The following is a 1,670-nucleotide window of genomic DNA, read 5'->3' as shown; positions in this document are numbered from 1 at the left end:
AGGGTTTGCTGAATAATTGATCGCAGACCACTAGCAGGAGCGATCGATATATTCAAGGTGAGTTAAATATAAGTTTGTCCTGCCTGATTTTGAGTAAAATATAAGCGCAAATTATGTTAAGTCCAAAAACAGGCATTGTTTGATCCGCTCGACATAAAAACACATAAAAAACCCGGCGCCACCAGGTAGAAAGGTTCATGACTAAAAAAGTGATAGCAATAGTTGTTTGTGAAGTATTATCAAGTTTTGCCATGATACGATTGAGACCGAATCTTCGTTTACCTTCCCCGAATTTACCCTCAATCGCATTCCTAATTCTGTCATCTTCCAATGCTTGCTTCTTTTTTTCTTTACTGACATTTACTGGAGGCCTTCCTAAAGGCGGTCCACTGATTCTAATGCCTTTTTCTTTACACCAAGCTCGGTTCTCTCTTGTACGATAAATTCGATCTGCATGAACGGACTCTGGATAATATCCTGTGAAGCTATGATATGCTTCTACTTGTGCTTTTAGATATCCTGATTCGTTAAAATTATCCCAGCTCATCCGGTCTAAAAATACATATCCTTCAAAACAGCTCGCTGATAGTTTAGCTCCAAATTCTACGCTTTTTCCGGCTTTCCCTCTGACTATGGGACGGATGTGGGGTTGACTTAAACTTACTATTCTATCCTCAATACTCTGTTTATCGTTGTCAAATAACCACTGTTGTTGGCGATAGACTTCTGTGAGGACTAGCAAGGTTTTATATTGCTTTTTAGTCAGACCTTTTAGGGTCGCACCTGAATCGATTAGCTGTTCAATATGAGCTAGGTTTCTTTTGATATATTGAAGTTGTTTTTTAATTGCCTGTCTTTTTTTGTTGCGGGATGGTCTTCTTTGTTTGGCTATTAATAAGTAATCTTTTCGGGCGAGATTACGGTAGGTTCTAGGTTTTTTCGTGATTTGACCTTTGAGCTGTTTATACAGAATATCTAGGATTTTTTCGGTGTGAACTCTGGCTCTGTTTAATAGTCCTAAGTCGGTCGGATAACTAATATCGGCTGGGGCGCAGGTCGCATCTATGATTAATTTTCCGCGATTGACTGACTTATTTTTGGCGTCCGAATCCTTTTTTTTTTCCGTTTTAACTGGGGTGATGGAGCGTATTTTTTCGACCATTCGCTCGTTCACTTTATTAATTAGGTTGGGACTGATTCGTTGCCGAAAATGGACTAATAGTGATGGGTCAAATGGGATCTCATTACTGTAGGTTGATTGACCGATAAAGTATTGCAGATAGGGGTTTTCACGAATTTGTTCTACTGTTTCCCTATCGCTAATTCCGAGTTTTTCTTTGATGATTAATGCCCCCAACGCCATCCGAAAGGATTTAGCTGGTGCGCCCTTGGAGGTGGGGAAGTTTTGGGCATATTCTGACTCAAATTCTGACCACGGGATTAGTTGGGCCATTTTTACCCAACGGTTGTCTGCTGACAACCTTCCTCCGAAGGGCAGTTCAAACTCGGATGGGGGGCTTGGGGCAAGCTCAGCTTTTCTGTACACGATCGCAGGTGGTGATGCACGGGTTTTGACCTATTCTACCTGTTTATTTTGCACTTTACCCTCGCTCTCGCGAGCGCATAACCCAGGCTACGTCAAGTGCCATCGATATATTCAGCAAGCCCTA

1 protein-coding gene is annotated in these 1,670 nt (G+C 41.6%); it reads right to left on the bottom strand.

Annotation, left to right across the window (positions count from 1 at the left end; all coding sequences use genetic code 11):
* Positions 1 to 52: 52 nt before the first annotated feature.
* On the bottom strand, positions 53 to 1,546 hold the full coding sequence (locus tag QUA34_RS29990; RefSeq protein WP_333391148.1) for an IS5 family transposase: 1,494 nt from the start codon (positions 1,544 to 1,546) through the stop codon (positions 53 to 55).
* Positions 1,547 to 1,670: the final 124 nt, after the last annotated feature.

The sequence above is a fragment of the Microcoleus sp. POL10_C6 genome, from assembly GCF_036701585.1.
Lineage (GTDB): Bacteria > Cyanobacteriota > Cyanobacteriia > Cyanobacteriales > Microcoleaceae > Microcoleus.
Note: the sequence above shows the minus strand (reverse complement) of the source record. Positions and strands in the feature narration are given on the sequence as shown.